18 protein-coding genes and 1 pseudogene are annotated in these 15933 nt (G+C 44.3%); 7 read left to right on the forward strand and 12 right to left on the reverse strand.

Annotated features, from left to right (window positions below; genetic code table 11):
- Window positions 1-20: 20 nt before the first annotated feature.
- The 3 genes from M1K46_RS04670 to M1K46_RS04680 form a co-directional block, all read right to left on the reverse strand.
- Window positions 21-527 carry a YwgA family protein gene (locus M1K46_RS04670; protein ID WP_053356416.1) on the reverse strand — a complete coding sequence of 169 codons (507 nt, stop codon included), beginning with the start codon at window positions 525-527 and terminating at the stop codon, window positions 21-23.
- Window positions 528-554: 27 nt separating this feature from the next.
- On the reverse strand, window positions 555-1841 hold the full coding sequence (locus M1K46_RS04675) for an HD domain-containing protein (RefSeq protein WP_256225141.1): 1287 nt from the start codon (window positions 1839-1841) through the stop codon (window positions 555-557).
- 279 nt (window positions 1842-2120) lie between these two features.
- On the reverse strand, window positions 2121-2444 hold the full coding sequence (locus M1K46_RS04680) for a hypothetical protein (RefSeq protein ID WP_256225142.1): 324 nt from the start codon (window positions 2442-2444) through the stop codon (window positions 2121-2123).
- Window positions 2445-2597: 153 nt separating this feature from the next.
- Here M1K46_RS04680 and M1K46_RS04685 point away from each other — a divergent pair, with 153 nt between their 5' ends.
- Both M1K46_RS04685 and M1K46_RS04690 read left to right on the forward strand, forming a co-directional pair.
- Complete coding sequence (locus M1K46_RS04685; RefSeq protein WP_256225143.1) at window positions 2598-3401, forward strand: class I SAM-dependent methyltransferase; 804 nt, start codon at window positions 2598-2600, stop codon at window positions 3399-3401.
- Window positions 3397-4236: a lipoate--protein ligase family protein gene (locus M1K46_RS04690; RefSeq protein WP_256225216.1), complete on the forward strand. Its 840-nt coding sequence runs from the start codon at window positions 3397-3399 to the stop codon at window positions 4234-4236. The genes M1K46_RS04685 and M1K46_RS04690 overlap by 5 nt, the downstream gene beginning before the upstream one ends.
- 46 nt (window positions 4237-4282) lie before the next feature.
- Here M1K46_RS04690 and pta read toward each other — a convergent pair whose 3' ends face one another.
- Window positions 4283-5254, reverse strand: a complete 972-nt coding sequence (pta, locus tag M1K46_RS04695) for a phosphate acetyltransferase (RefSeq protein ID WP_256225144.1) — start codon at window positions 5252-5254, stop codon at window positions 4283-4285.
- 211 nt (window positions 5255-5465) lie between these two features.
- Here pta and M1K46_RS04700 point away from each other — a divergent pair, with 211 nt between their 5' ends.
- From M1K46_RS04700 to gerQ, 3 genes are all read left to right on the forward strand, one after another.
- Entirely contained in the window at window positions 5466-6239 is a 774-nt protein-coding gene (locus M1K46_RS04700) for a sporulation protein (protein WP_256225145.1), read from the forward strand.
- A 117-nt stretch (window positions 6240-6356) separates the two neighbouring features.
- Window positions 6357-7103 (forward strand): hydrogen peroxide-dependent heme synthase, encoded by a 747-nt coding sequence (gene hemQ / locus M1K46_RS04705; protein ID WP_256225146.1) that lies wholly within the window; start codon window positions 6357-6359, stop codon window positions 7101-7103.
- A 243-nt stretch (window positions 7104-7346) separates the two neighbouring features.
- The gene (gerQ, locus tag M1K46_RS04710) at window positions 7347-7931 is read left to right on the forward strand and encodes a spore coat protein GerQ (RefSeq protein ID WP_375162172.1); all 585 of its coding nucleotides are present in this window, start codon (window positions 7347-7349) and stop codon (window positions 7929-7931) included.
- Window positions 7932-7977: 46 nt separating this feature from the next.
- Here the strand turns inward: gerQ and M1K46_RS04715 are convergent, their stop codons facing one another.
- From M1K46_RS04715 to M1K46_RS04730, 4 genes are all read right to left on the reverse strand, one after another.
- Entirely contained in the window at window positions 7978-8349 is a 372-nt protein-coding gene (locus M1K46_RS04715; RefSeq protein ID WP_248254464.1) for a DUF423 domain-containing protein, read from the reverse strand.
- A 51-nt stretch (window positions 8350-8400) separates the two neighbouring features.
- Window positions 8401-8637, reverse strand: a complete 237-nt coding sequence (locus M1K46_RS04720) for a YvrJ family protein (RefSeq protein ID WP_256225147.1) — start codon at window positions 8635-8637, stop codon at window positions 8401-8403.
- 440 nt (window positions 8638-9077) lie between these two features.
- A complete protein-coding gene (locus M1K46_RS04725) occupies window positions 9078-9989 on the reverse strand; it encodes an MFS transporter (protein WP_256225148.1) in 912 nt (303 codons plus the stop codon).
- Window positions 9990-10079: 90 nt separating this feature from the next.
- The gene (locus M1K46_RS04730; RefSeq protein ID WP_256225149.1) at window positions 10080-10235 is read right to left on the reverse strand and encodes a hypothetical protein; all 156 of its coding nucleotides are present in this window, start codon (window positions 10233-10235) and stop codon (window positions 10080-10082) included.
- A gap of 163 nt (window positions 10236-10398) precedes the next feature.
- Here M1K46_RS04730 and M1K46_RS04735 point away from each other — a divergent pair, with 163 nt between their 5' ends.
- Window positions 10399-12018 (forward strand): glycoside hydrolase family 13 protein, encoded by a 1620-nt coding sequence (locus M1K46_RS04735; protein ID WP_256225218.1) that lies wholly within the window; start codon window positions 10399-10401, stop codon window positions 12016-12018.
- Window positions 12019-12065: 47 nt separating this feature from the next.
- Here the strand turns inward: M1K46_RS04735 and M1K46_RS04740 are convergent, their stop codons facing one another.
- On the reverse strand, window positions 12066-12344 hold the full coding sequence (locus tag M1K46_RS04740) for a YwdI family protein (protein WP_256225150.1): 279 nt from the start codon (window positions 12342-12344) through the stop codon (window positions 12066-12068).
- 311 nt (window positions 12345-12655) lie between these two features.
- Window positions 12656-12892: a hypothetical protein gene (locus tag M1K46_RS04745; RefSeq protein ID WP_053356406.1), complete on the reverse strand. Its 237-nt coding sequence runs from the start codon at window positions 12890-12892 to the stop codon at window positions 12656-12658.
- 376 nt (window positions 12893-13268) lie between these two features.
- Here M1K46_RS04745 and M1K46_RS04750 point away from each other — a divergent pair, with 376 nt between their 5' ends.
- Entirely contained in the window at window positions 13269-13850 is a 582-nt protein-coding gene (locus M1K46_RS04750; protein WP_256225151.1) for a beta-class carbonic anhydrase, read from the forward strand.
- A gap of 132 nt (window positions 13851-13982) precedes the next feature.
- On the opposite strand, the pseudogene M1K46_RS04755 reads toward M1K46_RS04750, so the two are convergent.
- Window positions 13983-14204: pseudogene (locus M1K46_RS04755) on the reverse strand (type 1 glutamine amidotransferase domain-containing protein); the annotation flags it as partial.
- A gap of 88 nt (window positions 14205-14292) precedes the next feature.
- On the reverse strand, window positions 14293-15876 hold the full coding sequence (locus tag M1K46_RS04760) for an ATP-binding protein (protein WP_256225152.1): 1584 nt from the start codon (window positions 15874-15876) through the stop codon (window positions 14293-14295).
- Window positions 15877-15933: the final 57 nt, after the last annotated feature.

Raw genomic sequence — 15933 nt, forward strand, 5'->3', positions numbered from 1 at the left:
GAGCGCCCGAAGAGGTATACTTACTGAACAATACAGTTTTCAAGCTGGCTGATAAACGTATAACCCTCCTGAATTTCTGCATCGCTGTATTTTTGTTTTGCCTTTAATGTCTGAATCTTGACTTTAACTTCGTCTGCCGGCAAATGCGAAAAAAATAAAATGGTAGAAACAAGTTCGAGAAATCGTGAGGACTGTTCGTTCATGGACCTTACGCATTCCCCAAGTTTCGGTATCTTCTTTCCATAGCTAGTCAAAAAGTCTTCTCCCTCATTATTTAGAGAATAGCGGTATTGGGAATAGCCGCTGACTTTTTCTTTGATTTCATGCACATAGCCCAGGTTGCACAGTTCTTCGACGCGCAGCGTTAATTCTTCTGAATAAGGGCCGTAAAAGTGAAACTCATATTTTTCCTGAAAAGGGAAGTTCAGCTTTTTAGCGATATAAATCATCTTCTGCAGCTTTTTTCGACCGATGACTTCCCCGGCCTCCTTAATGACCGTTATGACCTTTAAATGATCATCAAACACAGTATTTCCCCCTTAGCATAAAACCTGTTAATCCTTTTTCAGTATGTGTTTTATCTTTTGTTTCAGCTTATTGTCATCTATCTTTTCAATCAGATCAGCTGGATAGTAGAGCTTATGGTCTGTTCTTCTTTTCCCTGAAATCGCTTCTACTACATCTGATTCTCTTGAAAGTTCACGGATTTCGCCATTCGCTTTTAAAAGGTTGATAGGCAGCCTTTCCTCTTTTTCCCCTGGTCTGTAAAAGTCGTACGGTAAATCAGAGGAGGAGTCAATAACAAGATAGTATTTCGGGTCGATGCCCGCTTCCTCAAAATAACCTGACAGGCGCAGAACTTCTGAAACAGAAACCATCTCCGTGTATTTAAAAAGCTTCCGGTCCAAAAAGCGGCGGCAGAGGTCACGCAAGATTCGGTCTTCCTCGTCCATCCAAACTTGGAAATAATACTGCATGACTCCCTCATCCAGCTTTATGTAGTCCTCTAATGTAATTTCCCCTTCGAACAGTGAGCAGAAATGCGTTAAATCCTGCTTAAATTGATAGCCCCCCTGATAGAGGTCCTTTGCCCGGTGAAGGATTTTGCTCAAAATCACTTCGGCGCTTCTCGTTACCGGGTGAAAATACACCTGCCAATACATCTGGTATCGGCTCATAATATAATCTTCAACAGCATGCATGCCGCTTGCTTTAATAACGGCTCCATCTTCCATCGGGCGCATGACCCGGAGGATTCGCTCGAGATCGAAGTTTCCGTAGCTTACGCCTGTGAAATAGGCATCGCGCAGGAGATAATCCATCCGATCAGCATCTATCTGGCTGGAGATCAAACTGACGATCAGCTTGTCATGATAGGTCTTTTCGATGACTTCTGCTACTTTTCTGGGGAATTCTTCTCCTTGCAAGCGGAGAACCTCATTCACTTCCGTATCGCCTAAAAGAATATCCCTTGTATAATCTTCATGATCCACACCGAACACTTTCTCGAATGAGTGGGAAAAAGGTCCATGTCCAATGTCATGCAGCAGTGCAGCACAAAGAACCAGCATCCGTTCGTCTTCGTTCCAGTGCGGCCTGTTTTGAAAAATTTCAACGATCCGTCTTGTAATCTCGTATACGCCGAGAGAGTGGCTGAAACGGCTGTGTTCAGCTCCATGAAACGTCAAATAGGTAGTACCCAGCTGGCGAATCCGTCGAAGGCGCTGAAATTCACGCGTGCCTATCAGCCGCCAGATCAGCTCGTCCCTTACATGGATGTAACGGTGAACCGGATCTTTAAACACCTTTTCTTCATTCAACTGACCCATTTCTTTCGCCATATCGTAATAAATGCTCCTTCAGCCGCAATTAGTTTATGTTTATAGTTCTGCTAAAAAAAGAAAATCCCTTCTCATGCTTGTGTTCGCCAGAAGGATTGTCCTATTTGCTGTATGATTATTTTCATTGTGAAGTATACCCTATTTTACGCGGTTTTGAATCATGAAACAACAAACAAAAAAAGCGGTTTTCGACAGCTGTATATCTTCTTTCGCAGCCATGCTTTCTTTTTCTTGTGCTATCAAAAAAAGAAAGGAGACCCATGGGGCGCTCCTCTCTTTTTATTGCGTATCAACGACCTGGCTGTCTTTGTCCTCCTGCCGGTAGGCGTCGACCAATAATAAAATGGCTGAAATAATATGCATGATCATGCCGACAAACGGGATCCATGCGATGCAGGAAGTCACGATGCCGAGAATGCTTCCGTGCCTTGCTCTCCCTTCTTTCGCTGAAAAGACGAGAGTAGCAATATGGAGGGCAAGCGCAATAGCAAGCGGCGTCCATAGAAAGGAAACCACGATGGTTCCTCCTACAAACGGAATGCCCAGGAGCGCTTCAAATCCTCCTGAAACCCACTTTAACGTCCTGGATAGGTTCTTATTCAACAGATCTCCTCCTTTTGTCCTTTTCTCTTCCATTCACTATACCTATGCTTACGTAAATACATTCCAAAAAGTTGCAATTATTTTTCCGGCATGGAAGCTCTGCGGCCTGTTGCGTTATACTAGTAAAGAATGATAGAAGCAGGAGGTTGACTCGTGGATCACACACAACAAAACCAGAACAGTCAGGCTTGGAATGAAAAGTCTTACGAAGCCTGGACCCATCGATTTGGCGAGCCGGCGAAAGCCGCTGCTAAAATAAAAAAAGACCCGGTAAAGCGGCTGAGTCCGCTTGAAACCTATATAGGTGATGTGAAAGGAAAAAAAGTCTGCAATCTTCTTGGATCCCATGGCAGCAAAGCGGTTGCTTTGGCACTGCTTGGTGCAGAAGCAACCGTCATCGACCTTTCAGAACCGAATGAACGCTACGCTAAAGAGCTTGCCCGTGCGGCCGGCGTCCCGCTTCGCTATATCAAGAGCGATGTTCTTGAGCTGCCGGAGGAAGAACTTTCAGGAGAATATGATCTTGTTTTTACAGAGAACGGAATTCTTCATTATTTTACAGATCTGGTGCCTTTCTTTACGTCGGTATACCGCTTGCTTAAACATGGTGGAAGGTTCGTCCTGCAAGATTTCCATCCGATCTCAACCAAGCTGATTACCTCACAGGGAAAAAGCCAGTCTGCCAGAAAACACAAGGTGAGCGGAGACTATTTCAGTACGGCTCTGGAAACGGTGGATGTATCGTATTCCAAGTTTCTTCCTGAGCTCCAATATGCGACAGAAGAGGAAAGAAAGCCATTTCAAGTATCCATCCGCAAGTGGACACTTGGTGAAATCATTACTGCGATCGGAGCGTCCGGCCTGTTTATTACAGGGCTGAAAGAAGAGCCGCATCCTGGTGATTTTGACCAGGGTATTCCTAAATCCTTCATCATTGAAGCAGAGAAGCGTGATTAGTATGAACGCTTCATTGTTATTTCAGCCAAAATGGCGCATTATCGACCAGTCCAGCCTCGGGCCGTCTTTTGATGCCCTGCAGTCTTTTGCAATGGATGATACGCTCTGCACATCGATTGGAGCTGGAGAGTCTTCTCCAACCGTCCGTACTTGGGTGCATCATGACACCATTGTCCTCGGCATCCAGGATACACGTCTTCCGCATCTGAACGAAGGCATACAGTATTTAAAATCAAGGGGATACCGGGTGATCGTCCGCAATTCGGGCGGTCTTGCTGTGGTGCTTGATGAAGGCGTTTTGAATATTTCCATCATCCTTCCCGAAAAGGACAGCAGTATCGAGATCAACAAGGGATATGACACGATGGTCGAGCTCATCCAAAAAATGCTGAGCCCGTATGGTATTGCTTTCGAAGCAAGAGAGATCATCGGCTCGTATTGTCCGGGAAGCTATGATTTAAGCGTGGATGGAAAGAAGTTTGCAGGCATCTCACAGCGGCGGATCCGCAATGGGGCGGCCGTGCAGATCTACTTATGTGTCAACGGGAGCGGTTCCGGGAGAGCAGAAGCAATCCGGGAGTTTTACCGTCATGGTCTTCAGGGAGAACCCACGAAATTCAGCTATCCCGAAATAAGGCCAGAAGTGATGGCCTCACTGTCCGAGTTGACCGGAACAGAGCTGTCTGTCAGCGACTTGATGACTAGACTCCTCTTTGTATTAAAAGAAGAAAGCAGCCACCTCGTTTCATCCCCTCTGTCCGTAAGTGAGATTCAATTACATGATTACAACTATCAGCGGGTATGGGAACGAAATGAAAAAGCACTGGAGATTTAATCTCTCAGTGCTTTTTTCCATACAGCAGGGCGCTTACGCTTTTCTTTTATAGCGCCTGCATGGCCGTAATGAGGGCAAGCTTGTAAACATCTTCCTCGTTGCATCCGCGGGAAAGATCGTTCACCGGCATGTTAAGACCTTGCAGGATCGGTCCGATCGCTTCATAGCCGCCGAGGCGCTGAACCATCTTGTATCCGATATTTCCTGTTTCAAGGCCTGGGAAGATAAAGACGTTCGCTTCACCTTTCAAAGGAGAATTTGGTGCTTTTTTCTGTGCAACCGATGAAACAAACGCTGCATCGAACTGAAGTTCACCGTCAAAAGGGAAATCAGGGTTCATTCCGCTCAAAAGCTCAGTCGCCTCTACTACTTTTTCAGTTTCAGCTGATTTAGCTGATCCTTTTGTTGAAAAGCTTAAAAGCGCCACTTTTGGGTCAATGCCGAAGACTCTTGCTGTATGTGCGCTCACTAATGCAGACTCAGCAAGGTCAGCGCTAGATGGTGCGATATTGATGGCACAATCAGCAAAAACATATTTTTCTTCGTCTTTTACCATGATAAAAGCGCCGGATGTCTTTTTAATACCTTCTTTTGTTTTGATGATCTGCAGGGCAGGGCGAACAGTATCAGCTGTGGAATGAGCAGCTCCGCTCACAAGTCCATGGGCTTTTCCTGTATAGACCAGCATGGTGCCGAAGTAGTTTTCATCCAAAAGAATTTGGCGTGCCTGTTCTTCTGTAGCTTTGCCTTTGCGGCGTTCTACGAAAGAAGCAACAAGGCTGTCGAATTCAGGATAATGCTTAGGATCGATTAACTCGATGTCGCCAAGGCTGACTCCAATTTCCTTTGCTCTTGAAGTGATCTCTTCTTTATTTCCAACCAAAATCGGTTTAAGGACGTTTTCTTCAGCCAATCTGGCTGCTGCAGTAAGAATGCGTTCGTCGGTGCCTTCGGGGAACACAATCTTGGGATTCTGCTGTTGCACTTTTTCTTTTAAATCTTTAAATAAATCGCTCATGCGAGGTCCTCCTCTTCGGGTTCATTCCATACTAGGGTACTCTTTTTTGCGCCTGTTTTAAACCTATTCCCTGAATTGAAAGCGCCTGTGCCAAGAAGTTGTTATTTTTAGAAAAATGGAAAATATAAAAAGGATAATTATGTAATCTGTTTGAATCTTTTTAAAAGACAATACGTATATCTTATTATCAATTTCAAGGAGGATGTCCAATATGTCTTTTATGAACAAAATGCTGGCCAGTGTTGGAATAGGAGCAGCGACCATTGATACGATTTTAACCAAAAACAGGTTCATTCCCGGAGAGGAAGTAAGCGGCACCGTGCAGATTACTGGCGGAAAAGCAGCACAGCCGATCGACTCGATTTCGATTTTCCTGATGACCGAATACATAAGAGAATCCGATGATAAGAAATACAGGGAACAATCAGCTGTAGCCCGCCACCGTGTATCTGATTCCTTAATCATACAGCCCGGGGAAATGAAAAAGATTCCTTTCTCGTTTCGTATTCCCTTTGATGTTCCGCTGAGCATCGGACATACACCGGTGTGGCTGAAGACCGGGGCTGATATTAAAAATGCAGTTGACCCGTCAGACAAAGATTACATTACCGTAAATCCAGGGCCTCTTGTCAGAAGAGCGATGGAAGCAATTGAAGGACTGGACTTTGTGCTGCGTCAAACGACTTGTGAAGCTGCTTCACGCTATATAAGCGGCCGCCTGCCGTTTATTCAGGAATTTGAATATGTGCCAACCGGCATGTTCAGGGGTAAACTGGATGAACTTGAAGCGGTATTCCTGAGTGACGGCAGTTCCTTGGAGATCATTTTGGAAATTGATAAAAAAGCAAGAGGGCTGTTCGGCATGCTTGAGGAAGCGATGGATATGGATGAAAAGCATGTCCGGCTGGCCTTTACAGAAAGAGAGCTTCAGGACACTTCTATTCTTAGCAGTAAAATCACCGCTGCCATTCAGCGTTTTGCGTGATCTCTACTTAAAGCTCTCCCTTTCTGTCCCGAACTGTCGGGGATTTTTTTTTATTCAAGCGGATGTGGTATATTGGATAGGAGTGAAATTATCATTATGTCCAAGGAGTGACAATACATGAGTGAAGCTGCACAAACCCTTGAAGGCTGGTACTGTCTCCATGATTTCCGTAAGATGGACTGGGTATCCTGGAAAGCGATTTCAAGTGATGAACGCGAAGCTGCCATCAAAGAATTTATGACGTTTTTGGAAAAGTGGGAAGGGGTCGAGGCCCGCAAGGAAGGCAGCCATGCCCTTTATTCGATCGTCGGCCAAAAAGCAGATTTCATGCTGATGCTGCTGCGTCCAACGATGGAAGATCTTAATGAAATCGAGAACGCATTCAACAAAACAGCATTTGCTCAATACACGATTCCTGCCTATTCCTATGTATCTGTCGTTGAATTAAGCAACTATAATCCATCCAATGATGTAGATCCCGAAACAGATCCCATGATTCAGGGCCGCCTAAAGCCGGAACTTCCGAAATGGAAATATGTTTGTTTCTATCCGATGGACAAGCGCCGTGAAGGAAACGATAACTGGTACATGGTGCCGATGGAAGAACGCAAGAAAATGATGTACAGCCACGGCATGATCGGCCGCAGCTATGCAGGCAAGGTCAAACAAATCATTACCGGTTCTGTCGGATTCGATGACTGGGAGTGGGGAGTTACACTCTTTGCCAATGACGTTCTTCAATTCAAAAAACTCGTCTATGAAATGAGATTCGATGAAGTAAGTGCACGCTATGGTGAATTCGGTTCTTTCTATGTCGGTAACCAACTGATAAAAGAAGCCGTACCTGGATTTCTGCACGTATAAAGAAAAGCTTCAGCGCCCTGCTAAGGTCCTCGAGGTCGCTGAAGCTGGACATCCCATCCCAGAAAGCTGGTTCTCATGCCGCGCACACGCGTGACATGAGAACCAGTTTTTTTTGGTCTAACAGGCGGCATGTTTACATATGATGAAATGTAGTTTTCCGGGCTTCTTCAGCATTCTATTAAACGTTATAGAACTTATACCGGTCCGCGTGTTTAAAAACCTTTTTACAAGGGGGATGCAAGTATGACAAATTACAGGCAAACACAAGGCCAGCAAACAGGGGGAGGCATGCCGCCCTACTATGGCAGTATGCCTCAATCAGGGCAGATGGGAATGGGACAAATGGGCCAGATGCCGCAGGGACAGCAAGGACAGGGAGGTTATACAGGACCTGGGATGATGCCAGAGATGGGGATGCCGCCTCAAGGGCTCGGTGCAGCCTACGGACAGCACCCTACTGATATTGCCGCACCCGGACAGCTGCCGCTTGAGCAATCTTATATTGAAAATATCCTGCGGTTAAACAAAGGAAAAGTAGCGACAGTTTATCAAACATTTGAAGGCAGTGATAAGTGGAATTCAAAAGTATTCAGGGGAGTTATCGAAGCTGCAGGTCGTGACCATATTATCCTGAGTGACCCCCAAACTGGAAAACGCTTTCTCCTTCTAATGGTCTTCGTCAATTACATTACCTTTGATGAAGAAATCGAATACACCTATCCTTTTGGCGGCTCCCAGGGAAGCCAGCAGCAACAGCAGGGCCAGGGCCAGGCCCAGGCCCAGGGACAGACCCAAGGGCAGCCGATGTCAACCTACAGCCCGAGGTAAACCAATACAAAAAGAGCTTTGTCTAAGCAAAGCTCTTTTTTCCTTTTTACAGCCCTTTTACAGCTGCGATAATGAATAGCACCCAGCCTGCAATAAATGCCACTCCGCCAAACGGGGTGATGATGCCGAGCTTAGAAATACCAGTTGTGCTTAATGCGTACAAGCTGCCGGAGAACAGGATAATTCCAATGAACATAAGCCAGCCTGACCAATGCAGCGCTCCTGAGTTTGTCAGTTTTCCCGCGAGAAGCCCGACGATCAAGAGTCCGATGGCGTGATACATATGATACTGTACACCCGTTTTATAGACTTCAATCATACGCTCTGATAGTTTTCCTTCCAGACCATGGGCACCGAAAGCTCCCAGAATAACCGCCAGTGCAGCATTCACGGCACCCAAGATTAAAAACAGCTTCATTTCCAATCCACTCCTCTAGTTTTCTTTTATCATACCAGAAAGTAAATGAGGTTATGAAACATCCGATTTTTTCAGTTCCTCTTTTTCTTTTAGCCTTTGACCGTATTGCTCCATCTTTTTTTCAAGCTCCTCTTTATCAACCAGCTCATCCCGCAGATCTTTTATTACAGCTTCCAAGCTTTGAATCCTTTTTTCAAACTGCAACATCAAATAGCCAGCCAGTAAAACCGGAAAGCCCACATTCCCAAGGAGATTTACTAGCCCTAGCCAATCATTAGCTGTATTCATTCAAGATCTCCCTCACTTTTACTGTATATTTTTACGAACATTTGTTCGTAAAAATAGTATAAACCCGAACAGTAAAATTTACCATCATACATTCTACCGTTTTTAAAAACATGCCATAAGACCTAGTAAACAAAAAAAGGCTTCTGGGAAGTTTCTGCTTCCCAAAAGCCTTAAGCTTGTTTATTATGCATTCGTTGTCTTTGCCTGATCGTCCGACACGTCTTTTACAAAGGCTGTTTTCGTAAGCCTTGTTGCTTTTGGGAGTGGTTGATTTCCGTTTCAGGATGCTCGCTTTCCGCGGGGCGTGCGGTGAGCCTCCTCGGCGCATGCGCCTGTGGGTCTCACCTGTCCCGCTGCTCCCGCAGGAGTCTTGCACCTTACACTCCAATCAACTTATCAATGAAGCTTCTTTACAGGAAGGTTTCCAAAGCAACAATCTTTTAGAAAACAGCTTTTACAAAAAAGGAGAAGACGAGGAGAATGCTTAAGAATAGTATGGGAAGATTGAACCCTGCTGCAGAACCAAACTTCTCGGATACTGCCCCGACCAGCCAACCTGCAAATGCCCCGCCTATTCCCGAAGAGACATAGACCAGTCCCAGCGCCGAGCCTCCGGTTTCTGAAAGTTTCGTGCCGATGGCTGTCGCTGTCGGAAACAGCACTGAGAAGAAGAGCCCTGCCGCCGCAAACAGATATACCCACTGATCAGCGTAAAACTTACTGATCAGTACGGTGATGACCGCAAGAAACGCGAAGATCAGGATGGTCTTTTTCTCACCCATTTTCTCTGCGATCCAGCCGCCTCCCAGCCGTCCCACGGTAAAGAGAAGAGAAAATACGGAAAGTATAGTGGTTACTAGTTTTCCTTTCTCCGCATTGGTTGCTCCGTTAAGATCTAATGATTTTAGATAGCTCGGAAAGAAGTTCAAGAAAGAAACCTCAGCTGAAACATAAAAGATCAGGATAAACATAATAAAGACGAACTGTGCGTTCTTAAGCATTTCCTTGAAAGCAGAAAGACTCGCACGGTCTGCCTTTCCATCTGGCAGTTTTACCGCAAGAACAAATACAATGAATGCCACTAATAAGACAGCGATGCCAATATAAAATACCCGCCACGATATATCCGAAGAAAACATCCAACGAAGAATCAAAGGAGTGGCGAACATCCCAAGCCCATAAACCCCCATCGTTATATTGAACATCAAACCTTGTTTATCGGGGTAAACCGCCGGAACAATCGCATTCGATGCCACTGTCATGGCACCCAGGCCAAAGCCGACAATCATATAAAATCCGAGGAAAAACATGATGGTCTGGGCTGAACCTGTTCCAAACAGCCCCGCTCCCATTATGACTGCTCCTTGATGGTCATCAGCTTGAGGCCTTTCTTGTCCACGAGGTAGCCGATGATGGGACTGGCGATCGTAAAGCCCCATTGATTAAATAAAAACGACAAGGCCGAACTGATTCAGGTCGAGCCCTATGTCTTTTTTTACTTCATCCAAAACGATGCCCTTCGTACTTGAAAGCCCTCCCAATAAAAACATCGTAAAACCCATAATGATCAGTGCCGTCATATTTCTGCTTCTTTTCAACTTTTTCACTTCCCCTGTTCCGGATAAGAATCATGTCTTAAGCACCACTTTTCCCGAAAATGGAGAAATTAAATCCAGAAGACATCCGCCGTTCACCAAATGGCTTTCCAGGCGGCGAGACTTCCTTCATAATGAAGAAAAAGGAGAGGAAAGGGTGAGCGTTTTGAAAAGAACATGGTGGAAAGAAGCTGTCGTCTATCAGGTCTACTGGCGCAGTTTTTTCGATACAGACGGAGATGGCTACGGCGATCTGGAAGGCGTCATTCAAAAAATGGACTATATTAAAAAACTTGGAGCAGATGTAATCTGGCTTAATCCAATCTATGAATCTCCTGATTTGGACAACGGCTATGACATCTCAGACTACCGATCAGTCATGAAGAAAGCAGGAACGATGGAGACGTGGGAGAGATTGCTTAACGAAGCTCACAGCAGAGGACTGAAACTCATCATGGACCTTGTTGTGAACCATACCTCCGATCAGCATCCATGGTTCATCGAGTCGCGTTCATCAAAGGATAACCCGAAGAGAGACTGGTACATCTGGAAGGATGCGGTAAACGGCCGGGAACCGAACAATTGGCGCTCTTATTTTTCTCCTTCTGTATGGGAACTTGATGAAAAAACAGATCAATATTATATGCACTCTTTTGCCGTTCAGCAGCCGGATTTGAATTGGGAAAACCCTGAAGTAAGAGAAGAGATCTACAGCATGATGAAATTTTGGCTTGATAAAGGAATAGATGGATTCCGTATGGACGTAATCAACCTTCTGGCAAAGCAAAAAGGTTTTCCGGATTCTGACCATCCTGAGAACATTGATTACCTAGGAAATAACCCTGGTATTCATGACTATCTGCAAGAAATGAATGAAAAAGTACTGCGCCACTATGATGCAATGACGGTCGGAGAGATTCCGTTCGTTACACCTGAAGATGGCTTAAAGTATGTCGGTGAAGACCGGCATGAGCTGAACACATTGTTTCACTTTCAAGTAGCTGACGACATGCCCTCCTGGGACATGCTCCGCTACAAGGAAATTCAGCAAACATGGTACGATGGCCTGCATGAGAAAGGGTGGAACTCTCAATTCCTGAACAATCATGATCATACCCGGCAAGTGACACGCTACGGAAACGACAAAGAATACCGAATCGAATCAGCTAAATTACTTGCCGCCATGGTTCATACACTGCCGGGAATGCCTTATATATTTCAAGGTGAAGAAATCGGTATGACCGGTGTAAGGTTTGATACGATCGGTGAATATCATGATATCGCGATGAAAAATAAATATGAGGAAGAAACGAGCAAAGGCAGGGATCCTCAGGAAGTGCTGCATGAGCTTCAGCCGTTAAGCCGCGATAATTCCAGGACTCCTATGCAATGGAACTCATCAGAGAATGCCGGCTTTAGTGAAGGAAAACCCTGGCTTAACATGAACCCTAATTATAAAGAGATCAATGTTGAAAACGCTCTGAATGATCCCAATTCCGTTTTTTATTTCTATCAGAAGCTGATTTCTTTGCGAAAAGAACACGATGTGATGGTTTATGGCAACTATAAGGATTTGTCAGAGGGTGATGCAAACCTGTACATCTACAGCAGAAGCCTTAACGGTGTGACATGGCTGATCATGCTGAATCACAGCGATGAGCCCAGCTCATTCTCTCTTCCAGCATCCCTAACTGTGAACGAAGATAATCTGATTCTCGGAAACTATACGGCGATCAGCGGCCAAAACGTTCTGCAGCCTCATGAAGCAAGAATATATCAACTATAAAAAAAAACAGGCTTCATCCGTTAAGGATAAGCCTGTTTTTCTGTTGTCTAGAAATCAAAAATGGAATCGCCGTTGCCCTCTTCTTCATCGTCCATCTTCTTATTCTGTTTAGGCAGTGTGCCTGTAAATCCAGGTGGAGCAGAAATAGGGGAGGGCGGCACCCACTGGTTGTCTTCTCTGGTGCTGTCAGAATCCAGCATGAGATCGCAGAGTGTCTTAATGGCGGCCGCGTTCTCCTTTATTTTTGGCGAACTCTCCGGGAGCTGCTTTAGTTCTGTCACATGCTTTTCCATCAACGTAATGATATGGCGAACGGAAATACTCATGATTTGCTCTCCTTCCGATAAACCTTCTTTGCTGTACTTATAGTAACACATTTTTTCTCCACGAAAAAAAGACAGTCTTAAAGAGACTGCCCGACATACTCCGCACATTTATTATTGAAATTCACAATGATTCACGGTGATCCAGGCCGAGAAACCCTATGAATTATCCGTTTTAATAGACTTTTGGATCTGCCAGCAGAATACCTTTCCCGTTCATCGATCTCTTTAAGTATTACTAAGTAGTATTTTGCCATCCTTAATAATATCATTTACCCTCTCCCCTCGATTTAAATTTTCCAATACCGAATTGGTTAAGAAGTATCTATCCACTTCACTTTACGGCGTTCTTGTTTATAGTTGTTGATTGGTTTGAAGAGCGGACGTTCTTTCTTTTTCACCGCTTTAGCCAGCAGGTTCGCAACCCGGTATTTCTGCTCTTTCACAAGAACGGCTTGCTCCACCCTGGTGATCATCAAGGAAACCGCCTTCTGAAACATCACATTCACCGTAAATAGAATAATGGCTATTAAATACACAGATTGTTCCATATCCGTACATCCCCCTTTTTAATAGTAAATCTATTTTAATGGATTGCCAGCCTTGCTTTGGGCCTGTCCCCCTTTCTTCCTGACATGATGCTTTAACAACTTACTATCATATGTTCTTGATAGCTTGATTATACGGAGTGGAAAAGGAAATGTTTGTCACAATGTGCTTCGTTTGCTTGTTTTTTTCCTACATATCTTTGCGTTGTCCAACAAAAAACGAACCATTCCTGAAAGAGTTATCCCTTCTGACAATATTTCAGCCTGTTTTTTTATCGATAACACGCTTGTTTCGTCTAATAAAAACTTTTTAATTTGGATTTATGAGGATGTTTCGATAAAATAGTAAAAAAAGAGTTCTATAGAAGGGAAGATCAACATGGCAATTTTGAATGAAATTTTAGCGTACAATGAAAAGTTCGTGGAAAATAAAGAATATAAAAAATATCAGACAGGGAAGTTTCCAGAAAAAAAGCTTGTTATTATTTCCTGTATGGATACGAGGCTGACGGAGCTGCTTCCACAGGCCATGAATATAAAAAATGGAGACGTTAAGATCATCAAAACCGCTGGTGCTATTATTGCGCATCCTTTTGGCAGTGTCATGCGAAGCATCCTTGTCGCCATCTATGCCCTGAAGGCATCAGAAGTCTGTGTCATCGGCCATCACGATTGCGGAATGAGTGCTCTTGATCCCGATGATTTTTTGGGAAAAATGAAAGATCAGGGAATAAAAGAGGAAACGCTCAACACTTTAAAATATTCCGGTATGGATTTCAATCAATGGCTGAGAGGGTTTGATAAAGTAGAGGATGCCGTAAAAAGCAGTGTAAGCATGGTAAAGAATCACCCGCTTCTCCCTGAGACTGTCAGCGTCCACGGCCTTGTCATCGATCCCGAAACCGGAAAGCTCGATGTCGTTGTTGACGGGTATACGAACGTACCCAAAGAGCAAAGTTAATATAGCGTATTAGAGGAACGGAAAAATAAAGAACGCACCATTCATCATTTGAACGGTGCGAAATTTAAGGTCAGGAGCTTATTTTCGTAGAAGATAAGCTTCTCTTTTTTTAATCCAAGGCTCTGCCTGGGCTTATGCTAATTGTTTCACGACTTCTTTCGCAACGCTGATTGTGGATTGCGGGTTTTGGCCAGTGATTAACTTTCCTGCAATTTCAAAGTGATCTGACCAGTTAGGGCCCGCAACAAAGCTTGATCCAAGTTCACGTAATCGGGTTTCCAAAAGAAATGGCATAAATCGATCAAGTGTCGTTTCTCTTTCTTCTTCATCTGTAAATGCTGTAACAGTTTTGCCTGCGTATTAATAAAAAAATTTATGGATTAAAAGTTTCCTGAACGATAAAAAGCTCCTAAACGCTGCAGTTAATACAGGTTTAGGAGCTTTATTTTGATATTTCCGGAAGTTTAACCGAAAAGACCGTTCCTTTATTCGGTTCGCTTGTTACAGTTACTTCCCCATTATGCTGCTCAATGATTTTAAAACTCACCATGAGGCCAAGCCCGGTTCCCGTATCCTTTGTCGTAAAGAACGGTTCTCCCAATTTCTTCAGCTGGTCCTCCTCCAGGCCATGTCCTTCATCTTTAACTTCAATGAGCGCATAGCCGCCGCTTGTCCGTTTGACCGATACCTCAACCTTGCTTCCTTGTACGGATGCTTCCACAGCGTTTTTGATCAGATTGATAAACACCTGTTTCAAGGAATTGGAGTCTCCCCTGATTAGGCAGTCTTTATCTTGAATGCCGTATTGGATTGAAATATTGGAAAGGCTTGCGTACGCTTCCATCAGCAGCAATGTTTCTTTTACGAGCCCTGACAGATCTACTTCATCATAAGTAAACTGCTTCACCTTTGCCAGCTGCATGTACTCTTCTAAAATCTGGTTCATTCTGTTAATCTCAGCCAGCATGATATTCGTGTATTCATCCGATATGTGTTCCTCCCGCATGAACTGCACAAATCCCGACAAAATGGCCAGCGGATTCCGTATCTCGTGAGCTACACCTGCAGCCAGCTGACCAATGACCGAGAGCTTTTCAGATTGGACGATCAGTTCTTCTGTACGCTTCGTTTCTGTTATGTCCCTGTAAATCCCAGCTATTGCTTTAATCGTGCCGTCAGGTTTGCGTATCGGGGAAAAGGTGACGGAGACCGGAAACAGCTCTTCTGTTTTCTTTTGGTTGACCATTTCATACCCTGCAACTGCTTCTCCTTTTATAATCCTTTGAAACACTTCCCGAATCAGCTGTTTTTGTGTGAATGGAATATGCTGAAACGGCTTTTTCAAGATCTCTTCTTCCTTCCATCCATAAAGCTCAATGAAAGCCCGGTTCACCGCGAGAACATCACCTTTCAGATTCTGAACGAGGATAGCGTCTGCTGTCTGCGAGAAGATGGAATGGAAATATTCTTTCGATTCCAGAAGCTGGCTTGCTGTATGCCTTTCCCTGTTCTCAGACCTCATCCGGAGACTTTCCGTAAACTGAGTAGATAGAACGAAAAAGAGGGTTGAAAAAACAAGAAGCAGAAGGATAAAGACAAGATCAAAATCTTCAACCGAGGAAAACAGCTCCCGTTCCGCAAAAAAGAAATATGATGACATGGCCACCGCCAGGACACCCGCATAAATTATAACTTTATATTGGCTGTAGATCATACTAAGCAGCAGACAGAACCATATGTACAAATAGTTGACCAACACGGGCTGGAACGTTATCAAACAGAACAGAAACCCGAAAACACCCGTGACGGTGAGATACATCGAAAAAATAGGAGTGCGGTTTCGGACAGCAAAGAAGGTAATAAACCCTCCGATGCCTAAGCCTAACGGCAGCATGAACGAAACGATATCACGGTCGAATATAAAATCAAAGAGAATATCAACGGCAAAGAAACCCCATAGCATTTTATAAAGGAGCGTATTTCTTTTTTTAATTACATTCAATTGATCTGTATGAAAACCGTTCACCATTCCGGCTCCTTTGTTCTAGAAATTACTCCATCAACTGGATTATATCACAAATAA

This window comes from Fictibacillus sp. WQ 8-8 (assembly GCF_024494405.1).
Classification (GTDB): Bacteria; Bacillota; Bacilli; order Bacillales; family Fictibacillaceae; genus Fictibacillus_C; species Fictibacillus_C marinisediminis.